Here is a 26,288-nt window from a genome sequence, read left to right as displayed (position 1 = left end):
ATCCCCTATTACTAATCTTCTTGGCAAATAAGCTTACTCAAAGGGGCTTGGGTCACCGGTTCCAACGCGAGCAACAACCGGTGTGTCATCCGTAAAATCAATAACCGTCGTTGGTTTTTGACCGATGTAGCCGCCATGGATCACTAAGTCCACTTGTTTATCCAGTAAATCGCGGATCTCTTCAGGATCAGATTGCGTAAAATCATCTCCCGGTAAAATCAAGCTGGTGGACATTAATGGTTCCCCTACGGCTTCCAACAGATCACGCGCAATTGGATTTGAAGGAACACGTAAACCAATTGTTTTACGTTTTTCATTCATTAAACGGCGCGGTACTTCTTTCGTCGCTTTCAAAATAAACGTGTAGTTACCCGGTGTATTGTTCTTAATTAAACGAAATACGGTGTTATCTACATGCGCATAGTTAGAAAGCTCAGATAAATCACGACACATTAACGTAAAGTTATGATTTGAATCCAATTTACGGATACGGCAAATACGTTCTAGGGCATTTTTTTCTTCTAAACGACAACCAATGGCATAACCTGAATCTGTCGGGTAAACCACAACGCCGCCTTTATTCAGGATTTCAACGCTTTGGCTAATCAGCCTTGCCTGAGGGTTGTCCGGATGGATATAGAAAAACTGGCTCATAGTGACCTCTATAGTTGAGTATCGACAGCATCATCCGGTGAACGACCTAAAAATGGCACTATCTATTTGCAAAACATAACAACCACAATATTACCTTTATCAAATAATATTGCGGTTCAATAAAATAATTTATATTGCAGAGTATTTTACACCCAAACCGTGATCCATCAATAAATTAGGTTATATTCTCATAAACTAAGCGGTTTTTATCTGATCCCACAGCGTCCAAACCGCATGATTATCATTAGGGAGCCATAGATTGCGTCCTAGTTCAATCCACGAACACGGTCGATGAAAATCAGAGCCGACAGACGTTTTCAATTCGGCGCCTTGCGCTAATTCCCCTAAAAATTGCTTCTCATTCGCTGGCTGCTGACAGTGGGATATCTCCATCGCATCCCCTTGGTAAGCTTTAAAATGGTCGATCAGCCGTCTTAACCACTTATTGGAAAGTTGATATTTTGATGGATGGGCTAATACCGCAACACCACCCGCGCGATGAATCGCGTCGACGGCCTCTTGAATGCTGCACCACTGAGCTGGTACATAACCAGTCTTTCCTTTCGCAAGGTAGCGCTTGAACACATTATTAATCGTTTTCTCTTTGCCAGTTTTGACAATATATTGCGCAAAATGCGCCCGAGTTACCTGTCCACCACCTGAAAGTGCTTGTGCATTCTCCCATGCATCATCAATTCCTGCTTTTTGCAAACGTCGTCCCATTTCAATACCACGTTCTAAACGACGCTGTGATTGCTGCTCCAACAACGTCGCCATTGCAGGCTCACTCGGTGAAAAATTTAGCCCAACAATATGAATTTCAATATTTTCCCACAGGGTGGATATTTCAACGCCATTAACTAGTGTTAATGGACGCGGATTTTCTGCAAGATATGCCCTGGCGGCAATCACCCCATCACAAGTATCATGATCCGTAATTGATAAGACATTCACACCCATTACTATCGCACGTTCGACTAACTCAGCGGGCGTTAAATCCCCATCTGATGCATTCGTATGGCTATGTAAGTCATAGCGAGTCACTATTGGCGTCGAATCTTGCGACATGATGTTACCTTCTCCCTTCTTCGACTTAACGAAAATTAAAAATAAATACAAACAACTATTGACACAAACCTCATGATCCAGTTTACTAGTACGCAAGATTAGTTACATCCAAAAAACATTTAAAACCAATTTGTTTATCCAGTGAGGCATGTATGACTTTATTCAATTTATCAAATCGTTGGTGGCGCGACTTCCCAAATTGGGCGGAAGCCGCACGCGCATAAATTGTTAATGCCTCAGTGCCGAACCCGCCCTCAACCAGCGGGTTTTTTTATGTCTGAAATTAGCTTAAGGCAGCAAAATGAACAAACAAAACACCACATTAGCACATTTTAATTATCTGGATAGCCCAATTAACTATCAACCAGACCCAACGTTGCTATTTAATCATCTGTGCCAGAATAAACCCGCTACCATGTTGTTAGAGTCGGCGGAAGTCAACAACAAAGCCAATTTACAAAGTTTGTTAATCGTCGACAGCGCATTACGTATCCGAGCATTTGGTCAACGTGTCGAAATTGAAGCATTAACCCAAAATGGGCAAGCACTTCTGCCATTAATCAGTGAGCAGTTAACAGAGCAAGCCCTTCGTTGTGATTTAACAACAGAGCATTTGACCGTAGTTTTTGCGCAACCAGAAAGTCAATTAGATGAAGATAGCCGCTTAAAAAGCGCATCCTGCTTAGATGTATTACGGACATTGCCTGCACTGGCACAAGCCTACTACACCAAGCCTGAAATTCTCTTCATGGGTGGGTTATTCGCCTACGATTTAGTCGCAAATTTTGAAGAATTACCTGAAGTAACAGCGACTAACCAGTGCCCTGATTTCTGCTTTTTTGTCGCTGAACACTATTTAGTGATCGACCATCAGAACCAAGCGGCACGTTTGAAAAGCTTATTTTTTACTGCAAATGTACAAGCAGTAGCACAAGTACAACAACGTCATAATGACATTATCGTGGCTTGCCGACCTTACTTACCCACCTTGCCTTTGGGGGAACCCACTAAGTTCAGCGTCACTATCAATAAAGACGATACAGAGTATGGCAAGGTGGTGAATACACTAAAAGAGGCGATTTATCGTGGGGATATCTTCCAAGTTGTGCCATCGCGTAAATTTAGTATGCCATGTGCACAACCCTTGATTGCCTATCAAAAACTCAAAGCACAAAACCCAAGCCCTTATATGTTTTTTATGCAAGACAACGACTTTACGCTGTTTGGCGCATCACCTGAAAGTGCATTGAAATACAGCCAACAAAGTCGTGTTGTCGAAATCTACCCTATCGCAGGGACTCGTCCTCGTGGACGTAATGCGCAAGGGAATATCGACTTGGATTTAGATAGTCGCATCGAATTAGCAATGCGCACGGATGAAAAAGAGCTCGCGGAACACATCATGCTCGTAGACTTGGCTCGTAATGATTTAGCACGCATTTGCGAAGCGGGTAGCCGTTATGTCGCCAATTTGACCAAAGTCGATCGCTACTCTTTTGTGATGCACCTAGTCTCTCATGTTGTGGGCACTTTACGTCGTGATTTAGATGTATTTCATGCCTATCAAGCCTGTATGAATATGGGAACACTAACTGGTGCGCCAAAAGTCAAAGCCATGCAATTGATTGCCGAATGTGAAAAAGAACGTCGCGGCTCCTACGGTGGCGCTGTCGGGTACTTCAACGGCAAAGGGGATTTTGATACCTGTATCGTTATTCGCTCAGCGTATGTTGAAAATGGTATTGCGACAGTGCAAGCCGGCGGTGGTGTGGTACTCGACTCCTCCCCGCAAGGTGAAGCCGACGAAACGCGTAATAAGGCACGTGCAGTGATCCGCGCGATTGCTCAAGCCCACCAAGTTGAGGAGTTATTCTAATGGCTAACATCTTACTACTCGATAATGTTGACTCTTTTACTTACAACTTGGTCGACCAATTACGTGCCAGTGGTCATCAGGTCGTGATCTACCGTAACACCGTCAGTGCAGAACATGTTTTATCCGTACTGACACAATTGAATGACCCGATTTTGGTGCTTTCTCCCGGACCAGGAAAACCCAGTGAAGCCGGTTGTATGCCTGAAGTGCTTAAATCTGCGTTAGGAAAAATTCCGGTGATTGGTATTTGCTTAGGGCATCAAGCCATTGTTGAAGCGTATGGCGGCGTTGTTTCTCCAGCGGGAGAAATATTACATGGTAAAGCCTCAATGGCGACCCATGATGGTCAAGCGATGTTTGCTGATTTAGATAACCCAATTTCAGTGGCGCGTTATCACTCTTTAGTAGGTAGCCAAGTTCCTGAATCATTAACCATTTGTGCACAGTCCAACGGTATGGTTATGGCCGTGCGCAATGATGAGCAGCGAGTGTGTGGATTCCAGTTTCACCCTGAATCCATCTTAACCACGCAAGGTAAGTTGTTATTAGAAAACACCGTGGTATGGGCGCTTTCTTCCCCCAACAAAACAACAACACATTCGCACTAATGGGACACAGAGAGCCAATCATGCAAAACATTTACGATAAATTATTTAAGGCGCAAGCGTTAACTCAACAAGAGAGCCAATACCTCTTTAACGCCATCATTCAAGGTGAGCTCACGGAGCCCCAACTTGCCGCGGTGCTGATCAGCATGAAAATGCGCGGTGAACAACCTCAAGAAATTGCAGGTGCCGCACTGGCATGCTTGGAAAACGCGCAGCCATTCCCACGCCCTGATTATCAATTTAGCGATATTGTCGGGACCGGTGGTGATGGAGCAAACAGCATTAACATTTCAACCGCCAGCGCTTTTGTGGCTGCCGAATGTGGGATCAAAGTGGCAAAACACGGTAACCGTAGCGTTTCAAGTCGTTCTGGTTCCTCTGATTTACTTGCTGCATTTGGAATTGCATTAGATTTAAGTGCTCAGAGTGCTCGTGATGCCTTAGATGAATTAGGTTTATGCTTTTTATTTGCGCCACAATATCACAGTGGATTCCGTCATGCTGCGCCGGTTCGCACTCAGTTAAAGACGCGCACCCTATTTAATGTACTGGGTCCATTAATCAACCCTGCGCGTCCACCGCTCGCTTTAGTTGGCGTGTATCAAGATTCACTGGTTGAGCCCGTTGCAAAAACCATGCAAATGCTTGGGTTTACTCGTGCAGCTGTGGTACATAGTGGAGGGATGGATGAAGTTTCTCTTCATGCGCCAACCCACGTAGCCGAACTAAAAAATGGCGAAGTGCAGCAATATATCTTAACAGCTGACGATTTTGGCTTAACACCCTATCAACTAAAAGATTTAGAAGGCGGTACGCCCGATGAGAATCGTTTTCTGTTAACTCAATTATTACAAGGACATGGTCAAGCCGCTCATGAAGCCGCTGTTGCTGCCAATGTCGCGATGTTATTACGTATTAATGGTTACGAAGATTTAAAAGAAAACAGCGAGCACGCACTCAATATTATTCGTAGCGGCAAAGCATTTGACCGCGTTCTGGCACTAGCTGCAAGGGAGCACTAAAATGAAAGGCACTGTATTACAGAAGATTGTAGATGACAAACTGACCTACTTGGTTGAACGCAAATTGCACCAACCACTGGCGAGTTTCCAATCTGAAGTGCAACCTGCGCAACGTGGTTTTTATGCGGCATTACAAGCTAAACGCCCTGTCTTTATTTTAGAGTGTAAAAAAGCATCGCCATCAAAAGGAGTGATCCGTGAAGATTTCGATCCTGCGGTCATTGCCAGCATGTATGCTCCTTATGCTTCTGCAATTTCTGTTCTTACCGATGAAAAATATTTCCAAGGTAAAATGGATTATCTGACTATCGTCAGCAATACCGTGAAACAACCTGTTCTGTGCAAAGATTTTATTGTCGACCCTTATCAGATATACCTTGCTCGCTATTACCAAGCAGATGCTATCTTACTTATGCTATCGGTATTGGACGATGAGCAATACACTGCATTAGCAGATGTGGCGCACCAACTCAATATGGGCGTACTCACTGAAATCAGTAATGAAGGTGAATTGCAGCGCGCTATCAAGTTGAGAGCCAAAGTTGTCGGGATCAATAACCGTGACCTACGTGATATGTCCATTGACCTCAATCGCACTCGTCAGCTAGCTCCGCGCTTACCTGCGGGTACGGTGGTGATCAGTGAATCGGGCATTTTACAACATCAACATATTCAAAGCCTTGTCGATGTCGCAAATGGATTCTTAATTGGCAGTGCCTTGATGGAACAGGCAGATTTACCACAAGCACTGCGTAATTTATTAGTTGGCGAACATAAAGTCTGTGGTTTAACCCGAGAGCAAGATGCTAAAGCGGCTTTTGCTGCTGGTGCTAATTTTGGTGGATTGATTTTTGCGGAAAAATCACCCCGTAAAGTGACATTGTCACAAGCAAAGCAGATTATTCACTCAACCCCGCTTAAATATGTGGGTGTTTTTCGCGATCAATCCGTTGATTTTGTATCACATATTGCACAACAGCTAGCACTTCACGCTGTTCAGCTTCACGGTAACGAAGACAATGCTTACATTGCCCAGCTCCGTGAAATCTTGCCCGCGCACTGTCATATTTGGAAAGCACTTAACATGGCAGATAATCAAGTTATTGATTATGACCCAACTTTAGTCGATATCTTGCTATTAGATAATGGTGCAGGTGGTACAGGTAAAACCTTTGATTGGTCAAATATCCCCGTCAATAGCTCACATAAGCTGATGATTGCTGGTGGACTCAACCCAGATAATTGCCAGCAAGCGGCACAACTCGTTTGTAATGGGCTTGATTTTAACTCAGGTATTGAGATTGAGCCGGGTATTAAATCCGAACATAAACTAAACCAAGTCTTTGATGTATTGAAGAATGCCCGTATAGCACTTTAGCCAAAAACACATTCATCAATACAGAACACACAATTTTAAAATGGATAATAAATAATGAGCAAATTAGACCCCTATTTCGGTGAGTTTGGTGGGCAATATGTCCCAGAAATCCTGATCCCTGCATTAAACCAGTTGGAAGATGCCTTTATTGATGCCCAAAATGATCCTGCATTCTTAACGGAATTTCATGACCTACTCAAAAATTATGCGGGTCGTCCAACTGCGTTAACCCTGTGCCGTAATCTGACTGCGGGAACAAAAACCAAACTCTATTTAAAGCGTGAAGACCTCCTTCACGGGGGCGCCCACAAAACTAACCAAGTTTTAGGGCAAGCCTTACTGGCAAAACGCATGGGCAAAAATGAAATTATTGCCGAAACGGGTGCTGGGCAACATGGTGTTGCTACCGCCCTTGCTTGTGCATTATTGAATATGAAATGTCGTATTTACATGGGTGCGAAAGATGTTGAACGTCAGTCTCCTAACGTATTTCGGATGAAATTAATGGGTGCGGAAGTGATCCCAGTCCATAGCGGCTCTGCGACCTTAAAAGATGCCTGTAATGAAGCATTAAGAGACTGGTCTGGTAGCTATGAAACCGCACACTATTTATTAGGGACTGCGGCGGGTCCTCATCCCTATCCAACCATTGTACGTGAATTCCAACGGATGATTGGTGATGAAGCCAAACAACAGATCTTAGACAAGGAAGGTCGTTTGCCCGATGCGGTGATCGCCTGTATCGGTGGCGGTTCCAATGCTATCGGCATGTTTGCCTCCTTTATTCCTGAAGAAAATGTCGGGTTAATTGGTGTTGAGCCCGCCGGCCATGGCATTGAATCAGGGCAACACGGTGCTCCTTTGAAACACGGTCGCGTTGGGATTTACTTTGGAATGAAGTCCCCCATGATGCAAACCTCTGAAGGTCAAATTGAAGAGTCTTATTCAATTTCTGCGGGATTAGATTTCCCGTCAGTGGGTCCTCAACACGCTCACTTAAACAGTATTGGTCGAGCAGAATACGTTTCAATCACGGATGATGAAGCGCTGAATGCCTTTAAGTTGCTGTCACGTAAAGAAGGCATTATTCCTGCGTTGGAATCTTCCCATGCGCTAGCTTACGCGCTCAAAATGGCAGAACAAAATCCGAATAAAGAGCAGTTGTTAATTGTCAATTTATCCGGTCGTGGTGATAAAGACATTTTTACAGTACATGATATTTTGACCAGCAGAGGGGAAATCTAATGACGCGTTATACCCAACTTTTTCAGCGTTTAGACCAAAAAAATCAAGGTGCTTTCGTTCCCTTTGTCACATTAGGTGACCCTGATGCTGAGCTCTCGTTAAAAATTATTGATGCACTCATCGCTGGCGGTGCGGATGCCTTAGAGATAGGCATTCCGTTCTCTGATCCTTTAGCCGACGGTCCCACTATTCAAAATGCGAATTTACGGGCATTTAAAAGTGATATCACACCAACGCTGTGTTTTGAATTATTAGCACGTATTCGTGCTAAACATCCGGATATGCCAATTGGCTTATTAGTGTATGCCAACTTAGTGTTCACTAATGGTATTGACTCTTTCTATCAACGTTGTCAGCAGTCAGGTGTAGATTCCGTTTTAGTTGCGGATGTGCCAATGCGTGAATCAAAGCCTTTCCGTGAATCTGCGATAGCCCACGGTATTGCGCCTATCTTTATCTGCCCACCAAATGGTGATGACGCCCTGCTACAGGAAATTGGCAAACACAGTCAAGGCTATACTTATTTGCTTTCTCGAGCGGGAGTCACCGGAACAGAGCAACGTGCTCAAATGCCATTAACCCATTTAATCGATAAGCTCTCTCAATATGGTGCGGCGCCTGCACTTCAAGGATTTGGTATTTCAGAACCGGAACAAGTAGCTGAAGCGATTCGTAATGGTGCAGCTGGCGCAATATCCGGTTCCGCTGTCGTCAAAATTATTGAAAATAATTTGCAGCAGCCACAAGAGATGCTCAGTAAATTAACGACGTTTGTCACTAATATGAAAGCTGCTACACAGAAATAATTCCCATCATTTATTTCTATCTAGACTTTGTGAAGCCATCCATTATTGGGTGGTTTTTTTATTCTTAATATCGATTAATTGATTTTGATTTTTAGTCAAATGTCACATCACAGAAAACATTTCAAATATAGAGATAAAATCATTAACTTTAATTTAAGTTTAAATACGTATTTTGATATTTAAATTTTGAATGAAATATCTGCATTGATATATTAAAACCCCAGCAATGTAAATTTAATGTTAAATAAAATAGAATTAATTTAACATTCCAGATTATTATTTTATTTTCTAAAAACGAAAAATCCGGGAAGTATATTCCCGGATTTCTTTACTGCTTTCTAATCCATTAGTCAGCAAGAATAATCTTGCTTATGTCCTTAAGAAATTAGAAACGGTAACCCACACCAAACATAAATACGAATGGGTCTAAACGAGTATCGATTTTTTGTTGTTCGCCACCCGCTTTAAACTTAACGTCCGTTTCGATATTCATCCACCATAACGAGGCGTTTAACATCCAGTTGTCAGTCAGGTTATAGTCCATCCCCGCTTGTGCTGCAAAGCCCCATGAGCTAGATAGGTCTAAATCACTTAATCCTGGACCAAAGTTTTTACCTTTACTATTAAATTTCTCATCAAAGAAGAAAGTATAGTTCAGACCTGCACCTAAATAAGGACGCAGTTTATCTTCTTTGCTACCAAAATAGTACTGCGCCATCAGTGTTGGTGGTAAATGTTTTACAGATGCAATTGTACCCAAATCGCCTAAACTAACTTTATGTTCAAACGGAGTTGCTGCTAATAATTCCACACCAATATTATCGGTGATCATATAACCGAAAGTTAAACCTAATTGAGTATTATTATTTGCATCAAATTTGCCTAAACCTAATACATCTTCAGAGTTCGCATTTGGTCTTACCGTTGCAGTTCCTGCACGGAATAAAAAGTCGCCAGCTTCATGTGCAAATGAAACAGCTGGAGCTAAAGTTGCAGCAGCTAAGACAAGCGCAGTGAGTTTTTTCATTGTCATCCCATTCCTATGTTTATTATTTAGCAAAAATATAGCCTATTCTCGAATTAGATATTCAAATCAAGATCACATCTTTTGCTAATTTATATATTTCGCAATAAATCTGAGTTTATTATTCCATTACTATTTTTTTCTATTTTGATTTGAATCAATTTTCGTTAAATAACTATTAAAATAAAAAATGATTTTATATTTATTGCTAGTTAAACTCACTTTTAAAAATATATTTAAAATACATCTTTTGGATTTTATTCTTTATTATTCTTAATACGCGTATTTATTGAGCACCTCTACTGATTAGGCTAACTCCCAGACTTTTCTTATCTTTCTCTACCTATACGCACGATACTCGGTTACAATCACCGTCAAATTTTTATTCCGTTTGTAGATAGGAGCAGTTACATGTCCATTTCGGCCAACTCACTCTTTCGTGACAGCATCAACTTTTTTAAAAACCAGTTGAATGGCCTTTTCACCATTGTGATAATCGCCACGGTAATCAGCGTGATTGTCTACGCAATGTTAATTCCTAATGAACGGATGATCGGCGTATTACTGGAAGCGCAAAACCAACTCCTTGAGGCGGGTAACGCAGGACTACAAAACTGGGTACTCACCCTGCCAGAAGCTGAAAAAAGCAGTATCCTAAGAGTCTCACTAGGCTTAATTCTCTCCGTGGCACTGGGCAGCTTAGTGCTCATGTGTGGCGTACTTTCTTATATTGCCAATTTATCTCGCGGTGAAGCCGTCAACGGAACCCAAGCGTTAGTGTCATCGTTACCTAAAGCTCCTGCCATGTTCCTGTTGTTGATCATCTGCTCTTTGCTTATCCAACTGGGTATCACTTTAATGGTGCTTCCTGGTCTGATTTTAGCGATCGGTTTTTCTCTCGCGCCCGCGATTCTAATGAATGAAAAAGTGAATCCATTTAATGCAATGGGGAAAAGTTGGAAGCTGGCATTTGCGAATTGGCGTATTGCTGCCCCAATGATTTTAATCTGGATGGCAAGCCAAATGCTGGTCAGTATGCTGTTAAGCAGCCTGCAACTGAATCATATCGTGGTCAATGGTATTTCGTTCTTATTTAACAATATCATTGCGGCTTTTGCTTTAATTTACTTTTTCCGTTTATACATGCTGAGCACCAAGAATGCCTAAGCTCACATAGGCTAATTGATGAAAAAGGGCGTATCTGATACGCCCTTTTTTCCGCTATATTGACTGATTTTTCTCTTCGTTTCGCTCATCCACACTTTTTTGCTGAATATGCTGCTTACTTTGAATCAAGCGAATAGCAAAATAGATATCCGGTACTACCAATAAATCATCATCTGAACGATTAATTTTATTTTGAGATAACCAGCGATTTAGCGATGTCCGCCGCCCTGCCAATACGAGCGTAACGCCTTTGGCTTTTAATGCCGTGACGAGTTCATTCAATGCAGAGAAGACGCTCACGTCGTTATGGGTGAAGCTAACGGCGGCGTCCACAATGACCCACGCCGGACGTTTACGCTGGCTATCGATATGCTTGTTTAAGCGATCTTTAAAATAGTTCACATTGAAATAGGTCAACGGTGAGTTAAAACGATAAATCAGAACCCCTTCAACCGCCTGAATATCATTATCAGGGTTCATAGAATGCAACATACCCTGTTCATCGACCCCTAATAATTGATCTGTTGGGCGGAATATCACCCGCAAAAATTGCAGCAAACCTAATAACACGGCAAAGCCCACGCCGCTGATCAAGCCGACCACAAGCACCGCGCAAAGTGTGAAAACGCATAAGAAAAAGGCTTGTCGGTTCCGTTTACGCATAGCATAAATGCTGCGAAAACTAATCAGTGAAAACGTGGATACCACCAGCACCATCCCTAATGCGGGCATCGGGATATATCCTAATACGTCCATAGAAAACAGTAATACAACCAAGATGGTTAATGCCGCAACCACAGACACCATTTGGGTTTTGCCTCCCATCATGTCGTTTACTGCGGTTCGACTACTGGCTGCGCTGACCGCAAATCCTTGAGATAATGCCGATGCAATATTCGCCATACCCAATGCTCGCAGTTCTTGGTCGGCATCAACGGTATACCCATTTTTACTGGCAAAACTGCGAGCCGTCATCATAAAACTCACAAAGCTAATGACCGCCAAGTTTAAGGATGGTGTGACTAAATCCCGCAATAACCCAGGATTAAAATCGGGTGCTGCAATAGAGGGCAAGCCCTCCCCCAGATTACCGACAGTGCTAATGCCATATTGTTCTAAATTGAAGACAATACTGGCACCTGTTGCTAATACCATTGCAATTAATAAGGAGGGCCACTTACTGCGTACTCGCTTAATCAGTATCGTGATAGACAACGTTAACACTGCCACAATCAGTGTTGGAATATGCGTTTCAGACAGTGCGAGAGGTAGTGCGACTAAACGTTCGATAAACCCTGACGGCAGTGAATCGATACCAAATATTTTGCCTAATTGGCTTACAATAATGGTCAGAGCTACCCCATTTAATAATCCTTGAAGAATGGGACCTGACAAGAAGTCAGCAAACATTCCCAGACGAAACCGCGCCGCAATCAGGCACCAAATTCCCGTCATTAAACTCATCACAATAATTAGCTGCCAGCGAGTATTTTCATCTCCCATAGCCAATGGCGCAACGGCTGCCGCGATCACGGCGCACGTCGCCGCATCAGGACCGATAATTAACTGTTTCGATGTCCCAAATAACGCATACATCAGCATAGGTAAAATACAGGCGTATAAACCAACAATAGCGTTGATCCCCATAAGCTCCGCATAGGCTATTGCAACAGGCAGCGCCACCGCAGCGACCGATAGCCCCGCTTTCACATCCGGTCCTAAATTAGCCAATTGGTACTGGCTAAAGGCTTGCAAACCGGGCATTAAATTAAATAATCGCGCCTTTATCATGGAGAAAAATTCTCTAAAAATTAATCAGTTAATTTATTGTGTAGACTATTTATATCCGAACTATTAAAGTTTATCTAGAACTAAGTCAAATAAGCGTAAAATAGTGCAAATCTGGTTGGATGACAGCCCTAATTCTTGGTAAAAGAGAGCAAACTTTTAACAATCTTCGCAAAATCAGTTAAACTACGTCATTGTGTTTAAGTTGACTATGTTCACGTTAAGGATCCGAATCCACTGTTATGAAACAACTTATTGATTTTATTCCTTTGGTTATCTTTTTTATTGTCTATAAAAGATACGATATTTTTTACGCTAGTGGTGCCTTAATGGTGACAACACCCCTCGCTCTACTGGCAACTTATCTTATTTATAAGAAAGTCGAAAAAGTCGCTAAAATTACTTGTGTCATTGTTATGGCGTTTGCGGCTTTAACCTTAATTTTCCATAGTGATGCCTTCATTAAATGGAAAGTCACTATTATTTATGGTTTATTCGCTTTAGCATTATTAATTAGCCAATGGTTTACCAAAAAGCCCATTATCCAAAGAATGCTGGGAAGTAATCAGGAAATTAAATTAGCTGATAGTTATTGGCTGAAACTGAACACCGCTTGGGCAATCTTCTTCATCGCTTGTGCCGGTATCAATATCTATGTCGCATTTTGGATGGCGCAAGACGTTTGGGTGAATTTTAAAGTGTTTGGACTCACTGCTAGTACCTTAATTTTTACGGTTCTGAGTGTCGTGTATATTTTCAAACACATGACTAAAGAGCCCCAAATAGAGAAGCCAAAAGAGTAATTTATTTCTCTAAAATAATATAAAAATAAATAAGCTGCGCACTTTCGCAGCTTTTTTATGCCTATCACAGCGATTTGTTACAATTATCTGTGACTGGATGTACTCTAGCGGTTTACTATACTTATATTTGTTTGCTATAAATGAGCAACAAAATCATAGTGTTTAATTCCCTTTACTAAAGAGTTTGATATGCAATTACCTAACGGTGAGCTCGTTTTACGTACTTTGGCAATGCCATCAGATACCAATGCGAATGGCGATATTTTTGGTGGCTGGCTAATGTCTCAAATGGATATTGGCGGCGCGATTTTAGCAAAAGAAATTGCTCTTGGTCGCGTAGTCACAGTGGCAGTCAATGGTATTAAATTTCAAAAACCCGTTGCTGTTGGTGATGTCGTTTGCTGTTATGCTCGCTGTTTAAAAACCGGAAAAAGTTCGGTGACAATCAATATCGAAGTGTGGGTAAAAAAAGTGGCAACCCATCCAGTTGGTCAGCGTTATCAAGCGACTGATGCTGTATTTACTTATGTAGCCGTGAATGATGACAATACCCCACGCGCATTACCTGAAGACAAACAACACTTTGAATTAGAAAGTTCACAACCTCAGGCTTAATCATTCGAATATCAAAAAAGCGCTTCATATGAAGCGCTTTTTTATTTTTACTCTTACATATTTAGTGTGTTTGCTTTTCTATACTTGGCTAACCGTTCCATCCACTTTGAAGTAGATCTCGGTGGTATAACCTTTTGCAGGTAATTTTTCATATTTCCAACGGTTCATCGCGCGTTTTACATCACGCTCAAACAACCCTTTTGGCGACGCTTCGACAAACTCAATATTTTGGACTCGCCCATCATCATCAATATCATAACGCACTTTTACATAGCCATTTTTTCCAAGGCGACGAGCACGATCAGGGTAATCTGGCGCTTGTTTGCTTAATGCTTTTGGACCTCGACTCCCAGAGGACTGGCTAGATACTGGCGCATTATTTTTGGCTGTGGTCTCGGCTCCACGCGTATTTACGGTGTCTTTTGATAGGATATCCGTGTTGGTAGCGGGGGTTTTATTCATTGCGAGCTGTTTTTCAACAGGCTTTACAGGCTCCTGAATTTTTTTCGGTTCTTTTTTAGGTTCTTTCTTTGGTTCAGGTTTCTTTTTCACTACCGGCTTTTTCTGCGGTAAGACAATTGCAGGTTCCACTACAGGCTCAGGTTCAATGATAGGTTCAGGCTCTACCACAGGCTCAGGTTCTGACTGTGTTTCTACAGGCGGAGTTGAAGCAGGTTCAGCAAAGGAAAGCATCGCTATCGAGATAGGCTCCTCAGGCTGAGGAAATTTCGGTTGATTAAAAATCCATGCCATAGCTAAGCCCGCATGAATTAATAATGAGATAGCAACGATGACTAACAGTCTGATACCACGCATATGCAATTTTTACCCTACACCAGTTTACTTATTGAATATGAGCAATAGTTTAAATGCAAATAGCAATCATATTCAATAAGGTTTAGCGAACAAAGTGAAAAATGTGAGTATAAACGTGAATACCCTTACTCAATCCACTGAGTAAATAACAGAGAATGGCGACGTCGATAGATATCCATTTTACGAATAGCATAAATTTTCATGTTACGGCGAGAGTGTCTTTCTAACCAACGGCGGCGGCGGCGAACGACCTGTCTTAACATTCTCCAGCGCCCCACTTCTTGCCTACTGCGTCTCATTTTTTAATCCTTATCAGGTGGATGGTCATAACGACGAAATATTATATGCCTTTGTTTGCGAGAACCAAGAAGAAGTTATCCGCAAAAATACGAAAATGGTCAGTTTAATCATGATCCCGTTCTAGAGAACTTACCATTAATTGCACTTTTATTTATTTAACTCAGTTTTTATTCAGAACTTTTAGCAAATTCTGGTATGTTTATTCTTAGTCTATATTTAATAAGACATATTTTCTTTTTTCGACTCTTTTTCTCTTTGTCAGTGAGGCTTGTTATCCATTATGGCAACCGTCTACACCTTAATGAGTTGGTTACTTTTTTTCCTCTATTGGTTAATTGTTGCAGGGGTGACCATACGTATCCTTGTGACACGTCGCCCCGTCACTTCAGCGATGACATGGTTACTGATCATTTATATCCTGCCGTTGGTTGGTATCATCGCCTACGCAGCATTTGGTGAGCTTCATTTAGGTCGACGTCGCATCGATAAAGCCCATCAAATGTGGCCATCGGTTGCCACTTGGTTAGAAAACTTGCGTCTCTCCAAGCATATCTTTGCCACCGATAATAGCCCCGTTGCAGAACCATTATTTCAGCTGTGTGAAAAGCGCCAAGGCATTGCTGGCGTTAAAGGTAATCGCATTCAATTACTGACCACCAGCGAAGATTCGTTACGTGCGATAGCTAACGATATCAACAATGCTCAGCATACAATCGAAATGGTGTTTTATATCTGGCAACCTGGCGGGTTAGTGGATGAAGTCACTGAAGCATTACTCAATGCAGCGAAGCGTGGTGTTAAATGCCGTATTATGGTGGACTCTGCAGGCAGCTGGCATTTTTTCCGCAGCGATTATCCGGATAAAATGCGGGCTGCTGGCATTCAATTTGTCGAATCCCTGAAAGTTAACCTAATGCGTTTTTTCCTGCGTCGAATGGACTTACGTCAACACCGCAAAATTGTGGTCATTGATAACTATATTTCCTACACCGGCAGTATGAATATGGTCGACCCTCGTTACTTTAAACAAGATGTAGGCGTTGGTGAATGGGTCGATATTTTAGTGCGCATGGAAGGTCCTGTCAGTACCACATTAGGGATTGTGTATGCCTTTGACTGGGAAATGGAAACAGGGCAACGAATTTTACCTCCGCCACCCGATACCAATATCATGCCATTTGAGCAAGATAATGGTCACACTACCCAAATGATTGCGTCAGGTCCCGGTTTTCCTGAAGAGTTAATACAGCAATCATTGATGACCGCCATGTTCTCGGCACGTAAACAGTTGATCATGACAACGCCGTATTTTGTGCCAAGTGATGACTTACTGCATGCGATTTGTACCGCTGCCATGCGCGGAGTTGATGTCAGTATCATCATGCCACGTCACAATGATTCTTTCTTAGTTCGCTGGGCTAGTCGTTCTTTCTATACAGAATTATTGGAAGCGGGCGTGAAGATCTACCAGTTTGAAGATGGATTACTGCATACCAAAAGTGTCTGTGTCGATGGCGAGCTAAGTTTAGTGGGATCAGTCAACTTAGATATGCGCAGTTTATGGCTGAACTTTGAAATTACCGTGGTCATTGACGATAAAAGTTTTGGTAGCGATCTCACGCTGGTTCAGTATGATTACATGGCTCGCTCCACACGTTTAGATATTGAAGAATGGGAACAACGCCCATTCTGGAATCGTGTCATTGAGCGCCTATGCTACTTCTTTAGCCCACTATTATAGTTTGATGCTTATATAGTATTGACCGTTAGGAAAACGTCATGAGTCAAAATTCAAATATTAACCTAATCGATGAAGATGAAATCATTGAAATTGCCTATGACCTTTTCCTTGAAGGCGCAATGGAGAATTTGGAGCCTGCGGATCAAGTTATTTTCGCATTACAGTTTGAAGACTGCGGGGCTGCTGAAATTGTTCCGTTTAGCCAAGATTGGCATATTCTGGCGACTCAAGGGCTCCCTTTAACGCAAATGAGCGAAATCGTGATTGGGCTGGCTAAAAATCCTGAAGATGACATTGATGATATTTTTGCACGAATTCTGATCAGTCGAAATCCAAAACACCCTTTCCAACATATTGAATGGAAAAAATAACGGGTAAACAGGGGGAATATTCCCCCTGTTTTATTCTGCCAAATCCAACTGCAAATTATACTTCTTCATATAGTGACGTAAGTTATTGCGAATATAATCGCTCTTATCTACTGGGTATTTTTCCCATGCTGCGCAGATAAAGGCTTCAACACCGTCTGCAAATTGCGATGATCGAGCAACAGATTGAATTGCCGTTAACGCAACTTCGCTATTGTCGGACACCATATACTCAAAATACTTAGACACCTTCTGACTGAAATTTGTATCATGAGACGCTGCATATAATGCGTTTATCACGACACTGCATTCTGTATGTTGGAATAAATGTTCGAAGTTCTCGACCTTCACAGCCTGTAACTCTTTAAGGATATATCCCACAAATCGCACGGTATCAACATGTTGGGTCTCTGCTAATCTCACTAATATTGTCGATTTAAATTTAGCTAAATTCCCTTTTTGGTACCAAAAAATCAACTGTAAACCGAGATTAATACGCGCTGGCTCGTGACTTTCAATCGCCTTCATTAAATAATCAGATGATACCGTGGCTGAGTATTTCGCTAACACTTCCAATGCCTTAGTCTGATAAATCCTGCATGCATCTATATTCAGGATTGCCGTCAGTTGTTCAATACCTTCCTCTGATAATGCGGGTAACTTTTTCAGCCCTTCTAACGCCGCTAATTTATTTTTTTCATCACCGCTAAGGGTAAATAAGTCAAATAAATAAACCTCATTGCCCCCCATTCGGTGCCCAAACCAGCCAGTATCGTATTGTTGAATAACCTCATCTAACCAGCGCTCATACCAATCAAGAAAATGATTTTCATATACGAAAAAATACGCGGTTGGAGAATCGCACCAATCATGGGTATAGATTAATCGCCCAGCATGTTCGCCAGTGACCACCAACAGAATGTCATAAGTACAACCGCAAGTTCCCAGATAAAATAGCCCTTGATGAAGTAAACTTTCTCGTGAATCGTACTCTTCGTCAGTGCAATCATCCGCCATTTGGGTCAATGTTTGCCACTCTTCATCGCTCATCGTTGGGCTAAGTACCGAAGGCAACGCAACTGAATCATAGCGACTCTCGCTGTCCTCAAAGCGTTCAATGCCATAATACGGTCCTGCACCGCCATTACCTAACTGAGTCATAAATGTCACATACTCATGTGGTAATTGTACCGCCATCCGATGCTGCCACTGCTCTATCCGCTCAATATCTAAGGGTGGATTGAGCTGATAATTGTGGCTATCTGCACCGAACAATGCCTCATCTATATCAACTTGTTGGGCGAGAGGGAGTTTCTGTTTGATACGTTGAATTTGATCATCCGCATAGCACTGATTAATGTTCTGCCATGTTTGTTGTAATTGTTGTAACGGCGGCGAAAGGTGGTTCATTAAGCGTCAATATCCTATAGATTGCATCGTATTGATTTTAATATCATATATAACACATTATTTTAAGAGACAACGATGATTGAAAACTCTGAAAATTGTCCCCCATAAAAAAGGCTCCGCTTTATTCATCTAAAGGGAGCCTTGAAAACGTGGATATCACCAATTATAGAGGATCAATTTTCAAGCATGATACCGCATGCTTAAAGCTCCCTTCTAATAATGGACGTGTTTTCGCACATTCTGCATCAGCACTTGGGCAACGAGTTCTAAATACACAGCCCGACGGTGGATTAATCGGTGAAGGTAACTCTCCATCAAGTAGCTCAATTTGCTTGTTTTTTTCCTTATCAGGATCAGGAACGGGTACCGCTGACATCAATGCACGCGTATAAGGATGCAGTGGGTTGTTATACACCTCGTCATACGTCCCCAATTCCACAGCATGCCCTAAATACATCACCAAAACTCGGTCTGAAATATGCTTAACTACCGCCAAATCGTGAGCGATAAAGATCAATGAGAGTTTCATTTCTCGCTGAAGTTCTTGCAGTAAGTTAACCACCTGCGCTTGAATTGACACATCCAATGCAGATACGGGCTCATCACAAATAACCAGTTTAGGTTCTAATATCAGTGCGCGCGCAATACCGATTCGCTGACATTGCCCACCGGAAAACTCATGAGGGTAACGGTTAATCAGGTTTGGTAATAACCCTACCCGCATCATCATTTTCTTCACTTTTTCAGTGATTTCAGCCTGTGACATCTTAGGATGATACGTTTTTAATGGCTCCGCAATAATATCTCCGATAGTCATCCGTGGGTTAAGGGATGCCAACGGATCTTGAAATATCATCTGAATATCGCTGCGTACATTGCGCCATTGCTTATCGTTCATGGTCAGCAAATTTTGCCCAAGCCATGTTACGGTGCCGCTAGTGGATTTTACTAAGCCGATCAGAGCACGAGCGAAAGTCGATTTACCACAACCAGATTCGCCAACAACACCAAGGGTTTCCCCTTCATACAAACGTAATGTCACGCCATCGACGGCCTTTAAGCTTTTATCGGGTTGCCAAAACCACTGTTGTTTATCCCTGATAGAAAAATGCACTTTGAGATCGTTCACTTCCAACAGCACCTGCCTATTTTCTTGGTTGGTCATACTAATTCCTCCACAGGCTTAAAGCAGGCACGCAAACGAGATTGGGCAAAACTGGATAATCGAGGCTCTTCCTCTACACAGTGTTGATTCGCATATTGGCAACGCGGTGAGAATGGACAGCCTTTCGGTAAGCGTAAAAGATTTGGTGGATTGCCCGGAATGGTTGCCAAGTTATCATCATCACCGTCTAAGCGAGGCACGGCGGCTAATAAACCGAGTGAATATGGATGGGAGGGTTGGTAGAAAATATCCCGAGCGCTGCCATATTCCATGGTACGCCCTGCGTACATCACCAAAACCTTATCACACACACCCGCGACAACACCCAAATCGTGAGTGATTAAAATGATCGCCGTATCAAATTCCTGTTTTAGCTCATTCAGTAATGTCATGATTTGCGCTTGTACAGTTACATCCAATGCAGTGGTTGGCTCATCAGCAATGAGCAGTTTTGGCTGGCACAAGAGTGCCATCGCAATCATCACGCGCTGGCGCATACCACCTGAAAATTCATGTGGATACATATTCATACGTTTACGCGCTTCAGGCATTTTTACGGCATCAAGCATACGAACTGACTCTTCAAATGCCCCTTTTTTACTCAGTCCCTTATGTAACATTAAGACTTCAGAAAGCTGAGTACCAATCTTCAAATAAGGATTAAGCGATGTCATTGGGTCTTGGAAGATCATTGAAATCTCTTCCGCACGCATGCGATTAAGCTCTTTTTCCTTGAGATTTAAAATCTCACGACCATTAAACATGGCTGAGCCACCCACTCGACCATTTTTTGCCAGTAACCCCATGAGTGCGAACGCTGTCTGCGATTTACCTGAACCAGATTCACCCACAATACCCAGCGTTTCTCCCGCACTCAATTCAAAGTTGAGTTTGTTAACCGCTGTCACATTCCCATCTTGAGTTGCGAATGTGACGTTCAAATCATGCACCGATAATAAAGGGCTTCTGCGTGTTGAGTTTTCCATAATAAGCCCCTTAGCGATCTTTCGGGTCGAGGGCATCACGTAAGCCATCGCCGATAAAGTTAAAACAAAACAGCGTGATAACTAAGAATCCAGCAGGGATCAACAGCAACCACGGTGTTACTTCCATTGAGTTTGCCCCATCACTGAGCAAGGCTCCCCAACTACTGAGTGGCTCTTGAGTTCCTAAACCAAGGAAACTTAAGAAGGACTCAAACAAAATCATACTTGGTACGAGCAAAGAAGCATAAACCACAACCACGCCCAATACGTTGGGGACGATATGGCGAAGAATAATATGCCTCGTACTCACTCCACACACTAGCGCTGCCTCAATAAATTCTTTGCGCTTTAATCCCAATGTTTGTCCGCGAACGATACGCGCCATATCCAGCCATGACACCATACCAATTGCGACGAAAATCAGCAGGATATTGGTACCAAATAAGGTGACCAACAAAATAACGAAGAACATAAATGGGAAGGAGTTTAAAATTTCCAATAAGCGCATCATGATGGAGTCGACTTTACCACCCACATAACCCGCTAACGACCCATACAATGTTCCCACGACAACCGCCACCAATGCCGCTGCAACGCCGACCATCAATGAAATTCGTCCACCAATTGCCACACGTACAAGTAAATCACGACCTGAAGCATCCGTTCCGAAATAATGCCCTGTAGCCCAATCGGGTGCTGTGGACATCATCTCCCAATCCGTATCGTCATACAGAAATGGCGATAACATAGGGGCAAAAATCACAAACAAGGTGATACAAAATAGGACACATAAGCTGACAATCGCCGCACGGTTATGCATAAAACGCCGTCTTGCATCTTGCCAGAGGCTGCGCCCTTCAATATCCAGTTGCTCAGAAAAATTTTCCAGAGCTTCACTATTTTTGTTGTTTAATAACATAGTGTTTCTCCGGCTTAGTAACGAATTTTCGGGTCGATGACAGCGTATAACACATCGACAATGGCATTAAAGGCAATGGTTAAAACCCCAACTAAAATAGTCAAGCTGAGCACCAACGAGTAATCACGATTTAAAGCCCCATTCACGAATAGCTGGCCAATACCAGGTAAACCGAAAATGGTTTCAATGACCATTGAACCTGTGATTATCCCGACAAAAGCCGGTCCCATATAAGAAAGCACAGGCAACAACGCCGGTTTTAAGGCATGTCGGAAAATAATGGTACGTAGTGGTAACCCTTTTGCGCGCGCAGTACGAATAAAGTTTGAATGCATGATTTCAATCATCGAACCACGAGTAATACGTGAAATACTGGCAATATATGCCAAAGAGAGCGCCACCATTGGCAATATCATATGTGTCACATTACCGCCATCCCAACCCCCACCGGGGAGCCATTTCAAATGAATGGCAAAAATCAGCACCAAAAGAGGTGCCACAACGAAGCTTGGGATGACAACCCCCGTCATGGCGAATCCCATGACTGTAAAGTCCCATTTAGTATTTTGATTTAAAGCCGCAATGACCCCCGCTGTAATACCAAATAACACCGCAACCACAAACGCCGTTGCACCGAGTTTTGCAGATACAGGAAAGGCTTTCGCGACTAGCTCATTCACACTGTAGTCTTTGTACTTAAAGGAAGGACCGAAATCCCCTTGTGAAAGTTGGATTAAATAATTGAAGTATTGCTTATACATGGGATCATTCAGGTGATATTTCGCCTCAATATTCGCCATAACTTCAGGAGGTAATTTTCGCTCACCCGTAAACGGACTTCCTGGCGCGAGTCGCATCATGAAAAATGAGATGGTAATGAGAATAAATAAAGTCGGAATTGCTTCAAGCAAACGACGTAAAATAAATTTAAACATTGCCCTTTCCTACTTCTGTTGCCATTTAGGCTAATGGCTGGCTCACGCGGAGCCAGCCTGTTGTAATTAGTGTTTGATGATATACAGATCTTTAGTATGTAAGTTATCTAATGGATCTTTACCCGTATATCCACCCACATAAGGTTTCACTAATCGGGTGTTAACATAATAGTAGAGAGGGACTATCGCAGAATCTTTGTCAACAATCTGTTCTGCTTGTTTGTATAAATCAGCACGCTCGTCATCTGTTTTTACTTGAAGCGTCTTTTTCATCGCGGCATCAAAATCTTTGTTTTTATAATGTACGGTGTTATTACTGCTGTAAGAAAGCAGCATATTTAAGAAGGATGACGGTTCGTTATAGTCTGCACACCAACCTGCACGTGCGACATCATAAGCACCTTGGTGACGGCTATCTAAGAAAGTTTTCCACTCTTGGTTTTCGAGTTTAACCTCTGCACCAATATTTTTCTTCCACATGGATGATGCGGCAATAGCAATACGTTTATGTAAATCTGATGTGTTATATAACAAGTTAAATTTCAATGGGTTTGACTTATTATAACCCGCCTCTTCAAGCAACTGTTTCGCCTTTTCATTACGCTGTTCTTGCGTCATGTTAGTGTACCAATCTGGTTTTTCAGCTTTCATACCATTGGTAAATGGTGGTGTAAAACCATAGGCAGGAATATCACCCATTCCCTTGATTTTATTAGCGATAGTATCTCTGTCCATTGACAGTTTTAATGCTTCTCTAACGCGAGGATCATTAAATGGCGGTTTCTCATTATTAATTTCGTAATAGTAAGTACATAAATATGGACTTACACGTAAATCCTTCTGCATTGTTTGTTGAATGTTTTTAAATTGTTCGATAGGTAAATTGGTATACGTCATATCAATTTCGCCGCTACGATAACGGTTTACGTCCGTAACTTCCGATGAAATTGGTAAGAAGGTGACTTGGTCAATGACTGTATGTGCATTATCCCAATAGGTTGGACTACGCTCTAAAACAATACGTTCGTTAACGGTCCAATCTTTCAATTTATAGGCACCGTTACCCACAAAATTACCCGGTTGAGTCCATTTAGCCCCAAATTTTTCAACGACTTTTTTATTCACTGGCGACATTGATGGGTGAGAAAGTAATTTAGGAATATACGGTACGGCTTCGCTTAATGTTAGCACCAACGTTTTATCATCTAACGCTTTAACGCCTAATTCTTCTGGTTTTTTCTTACCGGCAATAACATCATCCACATTCTGTACGTGGGCATATTGCAGATAGCTAGCGTAAGGAGACGCGGTGTCTGGATCTGCGAGTCGGCGCCAGCTATAAACAAAATCCTCAGCCGTGACAGGGTCACCATTTGACCATTTAGCGCCATCGCGAATTTTAAAGGTCCACTCTTTGAAATCTTTATTTTCCCAGCTAATCGCGGAGCCAGGTAATGTTTCCCCTTCAGGTCCAACAATCGTAATCCCTTCCAATAGGTCCCTTGCTAAATGGGATTCAGGCACCCCTTCAATTTTGTGCGGGTCAAGGGATTGTGGCTCGGAGCCATTATTACGTACGATAACTTGTTTATCGGCTAGCTCCACGCCAGCAGGAACAACTGCAGCATAACTTGTCGCCATCGTCCCTGCCATTAACCCAGCAGCAACGCTTAAAGCAACAAAGGTCTTATTCAGTAATTTGCTCATTATTTTGGTTACTCCCATACTCTTGTTTTGGTTGTGTTGTTGATGCATCCGATTACTGAGTCAGTAAACAGTTATTTTGTTTATTACAAAATTATTGATTAGTAGAATTTATATATAACCGCTTAACATCCATATGATCAAGAGGGTCTCCTCCTTTAAATCCTCCAATTGTGGGCTTGATCATTCTTGTACTCACGCGGTAATAAACGGGAACCAGCGCAGAGTCTTTGTCTAGCAAGGACTCTGCTTGTTGATAAATTTTTTGACGAGATTGGTCATCTGGTGCAGTCAAAGCCTCTAATAGCAATTGATCATAAGCTTTGTTTTTGTATGCAGCCGTATTGTTACTGTTATCCGACAGTAATGAATTCAAAAATGCAGAAGGCTCGTTGTAATCAGCACACCATGTTGCTCTAGCAACTTCATAGTTTCCTTCATGGCGGTTTTGTAAGCTGGTTTTCCATTCTTGGTTTTGCAATGTGACTTGAGCACCAATATTTTTTTGCCACATCGATGCGGCAACAATAGCTTGCTGCTTATTTTGATCTGATGTGTTGTACAGTAGAGTAAATTTAAGGGGATTTTTCGCCGTGTATCCAGCCTCAGCGAGCAGGTCTTTGGCTCGTTGGTAACGCTGTTCCGCCGAAAGTTTCGCCCATTCAGGTATGGCGAAATGACCATTATGAATAAATGTCGGTGTAAACCCATAAGCGACGACCTGTCCTTGGTCGATGATTTTATTTGTGATCGTTTCTCTGTCTAAACCTAATTTAATCGCTTCACGCACTCGTGGGTCGGTAAAGGGAGCTTTCTGGTTATTAATTTCATAGTAAAACGTACACAGATATGGACGAACATACAGCTCGTTAGGTTTCTCTGCCTTCATTTTTTTAAACAACGTAGGCGGAATGGCAGAGTTACTAATGTCGATTTCACCGCTGCGATAGCGGTTGTTATCACTGACTTCAGACGTGATAGCTAAAAAAGTAGCTTGGTCAATCTGCGTTTTTGCATTATTCCAATACAGTGGATTACGCTTAAGAATAATTCGCTCATTGACTGTCCATTCATCCAAAATGTATGCCCCATTGCTAATAAAGAAACCGGGTTGTGTCCATTTATCACCATATTTTTCAATTGCTTTACGGTTAACTGGCTTCATTGAGGTATGTGAAAGCATATCGATAAAGTAAGGGACTGGATGGCTGAGTGTTACCTGCAAATGTTTATCATCAATAGCTTTAACACCCAATGATTCTTTCGGTTTCAGCCCTTTTAAAATCGCTTCTGAGTTTTCGATATAAGCATTTTGTAAATAACTGGAATAAGGTGATCCCGTTTTCGGGTCCGCTAGTCGCTGCCAGCTATATACAAAATCCTCTGCGACAACAGGTGTTCCATCACTCCATTTGGCATCATCGCGTATAGTGAATGTCCATACGGTGTAATTTTCATTCTGCCAACTGCTCGCCATACCAGGAACCGCTTTACCTTCAATATCCTCGTAAACCAGCCCTTCTAACAAATTAAGAATAATATTACCTTCCGGCACCCCTTCAACTTTATGAGGATCAAGAGAAGCAACTTCAGAACCATTGTTTATGGTAATCGTTTGTGGTGATTTATTTGAGGTAGGTAACGCTTGAGCAAAAACAGTAGATGAGATAATGAGACAAGAAAGTAAACAGTGTCTGGATGTTAATTTCATCGTTGCGCCTTCTCCATTTCATAATTAAATTTTCAACATTAAGTCGAATGGTGTTTTTTTAGCCTTTCGTTATTGACTCATAAAGGCTTTTAGCCATTGTTTGCTAATAACTTTTTTACTTTAACCTCCCAAAAACGCCCTTACTGACTTTAATTTATACAAAAGGCATATAAAAAAAA

General features: G+C 42.2%; 22 protein-coding genes, 1 pseudogene and 1 other annotated feature. Of the genes and pseudogenes, 10 read left to right on the top strand and 13 right to left on the bottom strand.

Annotation, left to right across the window (positions count from 1 at the left end; translation table 11 throughout):
* Positions 1 to 33 precede the first annotated feature (33 nt).
* Both PR766_RS12335 and rnm read right to left on the bottom strand, forming a co-directional pair.
* Positions 34 to 654 (bottom strand): L-threonylcarbamoyladenylate synthase, encoded by a 621-nt coding sequence (locus PR766_RS12335; protein ID WP_006658715.1) that lies wholly within the window; start codon positions 652 to 654, stop codon positions 34 to 36.
* Between the two features lie 195 nt (positions 655 to 849).
* Positions 850 to 1,722, bottom strand: coding sequence for an RNase RNM (rnm, locus tag PR766_RS12330; protein ID WP_154636587.1), 873 nt, complete (start codon positions 1,720 to 1,722; stop codon positions 850 to 852).
* A 173-nt stretch (positions 1,723 to 1,895) separates the two neighbouring features.
* Positions 1,896 to 1,997, top strand: a sequence feature (Trp leader region).
* A gap of 26 nt (positions 1,998 to 2,023) precedes the next feature.
* Here rnm and PR766_RS12325 point away from each other — a divergent pair.
* From PR766_RS12325 to trpA, 5 genes and pseudogenes are all read left to right on the top strand, one after another.
* Positions 2,024 to 3,598, top strand: a complete 1,575-nt coding sequence (locus tag PR766_RS12325; protein ID WP_006658717.1) for an anthranilate synthase component 1 — start codon at positions 2,024 to 2,026, stop codon at positions 3,596 to 3,598.
* Positions 3,598 to 5,228 (top strand): annotated as a pseudogene (gene trpD / locus PR766_RS12320) (bifunctional anthranilate synthase glutamate amidotransferase component TrpG/anthranilate phosphoribosyltransferase TrpD). Before PR766_RS12325 ends, trpD begins: the two are co-directional and overlap by 1 nt.
* 1 nt (position 5,229) lies before the next feature.
* On the top strand, positions 5,230 to 6,606 hold the full coding sequence (gene trpCF, locus PR766_RS12315; protein ID WP_154636585.1) for a bifunctional indole-3-glycerol-phosphate synthase TrpC/phosphoribosylanthranilate isomerase TrpF: 1,377 nt from the start codon (positions 5,230 to 5,232) through the stop codon (positions 6,604 to 6,606).
* Between the two features lie 54 nt (positions 6,607 to 6,660).
* Positions 6,661 to 7,851 (top strand): tryptophan synthase subunit beta, encoded by a 1,191-nt coding sequence (trpB, locus tag PR766_RS12310; RefSeq protein WP_006658721.1) that lies wholly within the window; start codon positions 6,661 to 6,663, stop codon positions 7,849 to 7,851.
* Positions 7,851 to 8,657 carry a tryptophan synthase subunit alpha gene (gene trpA / locus PR766_RS12305; RefSeq protein ID WP_006658722.1) on the top strand — a complete coding sequence of 269 codons (807 nt, stop codon included), beginning with the start codon at positions 7,851 to 7,853 and terminating at the stop codon, positions 8,655 to 8,657. The genes trpB and trpA overlap by 1 nt, the downstream gene beginning before the upstream one ends.
* Before the next feature lie 385 nt (positions 8,658 to 9,042).
* Here the strand turns inward: trpA and ompW are convergent, their stop codons facing one another.
* Complete coding sequence (gene ompW / locus PR766_RS12300; protein WP_154601015.1) at positions 9,043 to 9,684, bottom strand: outer membrane protein OmpW; 642 nt, start codon at positions 9,682 to 9,684, stop codon at positions 9,043 to 9,045.
* A 408-nt stretch (positions 9,685 to 10,092) separates the two neighbouring features.
* Between ompW and PR766_RS12295 the strand changes: the two genes are divergently transcribed.
* Entirely contained in the window at positions 10,093 to 10,848 is a 756-nt protein-coding gene (locus PR766_RS12295) for a YciC family protein (protein WP_006658724.1), read from the top strand.
* A gap of 54 nt (positions 10,849 to 10,902) precedes the next feature.
* Here the strand turns inward: PR766_RS12295 and PR766_RS12290 are convergent, their stop codons facing one another.
* Positions 10,903 to 12,639, bottom strand: a complete 1,737-nt coding sequence (locus PR766_RS12290; protein ID WP_036975673.1) for a SulP family inorganic anion transporter — start codon at positions 12,637 to 12,639, stop codon at positions 10,903 to 10,905.
* 239 nt (positions 12,640 to 12,878) lie between these two features.
* Between PR766_RS12290 and PR766_RS12285 the strand changes: the two genes are divergently transcribed.
* On the top strand, positions 12,879 to 13,439 hold the full coding sequence (locus tag PR766_RS12285; RefSeq protein ID WP_006661683.1) for a septation protein A: 561 nt from the start codon (positions 12,879 to 12,881) through the stop codon (positions 13,437 to 13,439).
* 189 nt (positions 13,440 to 13,628) lie between these two features.
* Positions 13,629 to 14,054: an acyl-CoA thioester hydrolase YciA gene (gene yciA, locus PR766_RS12280; protein WP_006658727.1), complete on the top strand. Its 426-nt coding sequence runs from the start codon at positions 13,629 to 13,631 to the stop codon at positions 14,052 to 14,054.
* 78 nt (positions 14,055 to 14,132) lie between these two features.
* Here the strand turns inward: yciA and PR766_RS12275 are convergent, their stop codons facing one another.
* Positions 14,133 to 14,870: a TonB family protein gene (locus PR766_RS12275; RefSeq protein WP_006658728.1), complete on the bottom strand. Its 738-nt coding sequence runs from the start codon at positions 14,868 to 14,870 to the stop codon at positions 14,133 to 14,135.
* 125 nt (positions 14,871 to 14,995) lie between these two features.
* Positions 14,996 to 15,169 (bottom strand): YciY family protein, encoded by a 174-nt coding sequence (locus PR766_RS12270; protein WP_006658729.1) that lies wholly within the window; start codon positions 15,167 to 15,169, stop codon positions 14,996 to 14,998.
* A 281-nt stretch (positions 15,170 to 15,450) separates the two neighbouring features.
* Between PR766_RS12270 and cls the strand changes: the two genes are divergently transcribed.
* Both cls and PR766_RS12260 read left to right on the top strand, forming a co-directional pair.
* Entirely contained in the window at positions 15,451 to 16,911 is a 1,461-nt protein-coding gene (cls, locus tag PR766_RS12265; RefSeq protein ID WP_154636584.1) for a cardiolipin synthase, read from the top strand.
* Positions 16,912 to 16,949: 38 nt separating this feature from the next.
* Positions 16,950 to 17,282: an HI1450 family dsDNA-mimic protein gene (locus PR766_RS12260; protein ID WP_006658731.1), complete on the top strand. Its 333-nt coding sequence runs from the start codon at positions 16,950 to 16,952 to the stop codon at positions 17,280 to 17,282.
* A gap of 30 nt (positions 17,283 to 17,312) precedes the next feature.
* Here the strand turns inward: PR766_RS12260 and PR766_RS12255 are convergent, their stop codons facing one another.
* The 7 genes from PR766_RS12255 to PR766_RS12225 form a co-directional block, all read right to left on the bottom strand.
* On the bottom strand, positions 17,313 to 18,689 hold the full coding sequence (locus tag PR766_RS12255) for an SMI1/KNR4 family protein (protein ID WP_154636583.1): 1,377 nt from the start codon (positions 18,687 to 18,689) through the stop codon (positions 17,313 to 17,315).
* 163 nt (positions 18,690 to 18,852) lie between these two features.
* Positions 18,853 to 19,854, bottom strand: a complete 1,002-nt coding sequence (oppF, locus tag PR766_RS12250) for a murein tripeptide/oligopeptide ABC transporter ATP binding protein OppF (RefSeq protein ID WP_006658733.1) — start codon at positions 19,852 to 19,854, stop codon at positions 18,853 to 18,855.
* Positions 19,851 to 20,840: an ABC transporter ATP-binding protein gene (locus tag PR766_RS12245; RefSeq protein ID WP_036963771.1), complete on the bottom strand. Its 990-nt coding sequence runs from the start codon at positions 20,838 to 20,840 to the stop codon at positions 19,851 to 19,853. Before PR766_RS12245 ends, oppF begins: the two co-directional genes overlap by 4 nt.
* A 10-nt stretch (positions 20,841 to 20,850) precedes the next feature.
* Entirely contained in the window at positions 20,851 to 21,759 is a 909-nt protein-coding gene (oppC, locus tag PR766_RS12240) for an oligopeptide ABC transporter permease OppC (RefSeq protein ID WP_006658736.1), read from the bottom strand.
* Between the two features lie 14 nt (positions 21,760 to 21,773).
* On the bottom strand, positions 21,774 to 22,694 hold the full coding sequence (oppB, locus tag PR766_RS12235; RefSeq protein ID WP_006658738.1) for an oligopeptide ABC transporter permease OppB: 921 nt from the start codon (positions 22,692 to 22,694) through the stop codon (positions 21,774 to 21,776).
* A gap of 66 nt (positions 22,695 to 22,760) precedes the next feature.
* Entirely contained in the window at positions 22,761 to 24,401 is a 1,641-nt protein-coding gene (gene oppA / locus PR766_RS12230) for an oligopeptide ABC transporter substrate-binding protein OppA (protein ID WP_006661680.1), read from the bottom strand.
* 91 nt (positions 24,402 to 24,492) lie between these two features.
* Complete coding sequence (locus PR766_RS12225) at positions 24,493 to 26,109, bottom strand: ABC transporter substrate-binding protein (RefSeq protein WP_154636582.1); 1,617 nt, start codon at positions 26,107 to 26,109, stop codon at positions 24,493 to 24,495.
* Positions 26,110 to 26,288: the final 179 nt, after the last annotated feature.

This window comes from Providencia sp. PROV208 (assembly GCF_028479465.1).
GTDB lineage: Bacteria > Pseudomonadota > Gammaproteobacteria > Enterobacterales > Enterobacteriaceae > Providencia > Providencia alcalifaciens.
The sequence above is the reverse complement of the archived record's forward strand: the minus strand, read 5'-3'. Positions and strand labels throughout refer to the sequence as shown.